This window comes from Komagataeibacter melaceti (assembly GCF_003403295.1).
Lineage (GTDB): Bacteria > Pseudomonadota > Alphaproteobacteria > Acetobacterales > Acetobacteraceae > Komagataeibacter > Komagataeibacter melaceti.
This window is the reverse complement of record NZ_QUWV01000081.1, coordinates 1-212: the sequence shown is the minus strand read 5'-3', so window position 1 is coordinate 212 and position 212 is coordinate 1. Positions and strand designations below refer to the sequence as shown.

The window sequence follows — 212 nt, the reverse complement described above, 5'->3', positions numbered from 1 at the left end:
ATCCTGCGCAACCTGCGCGACGCCGAGGATGTCGGCCCCGTGCTGGTCCATGTCATTACCGAAAAGGGCCGTGGCTACACGCCCGCCGAATCGGCTGGTGACAAATATCACGCGGTGTCCAAGTTCAACGTCGTGACCGGCGAGCAGAAGAAAGGCCCGCCGGGCCCGCCGAGCTACACCTCGGTCTTCAGCCGCGAACTGGTCCGTCAGGC

At 64.6% G+C, this 212-nt stretch carries 1 pseudogene; it reads left to right on the top strand.

The window, feature by feature from the left end:
- Positions 1–212, top strand: a pseudogene (locus tag DY926_RS09945) (1-deoxy-D-xylulose-5-phosphate synthase); the annotation flags it as partial.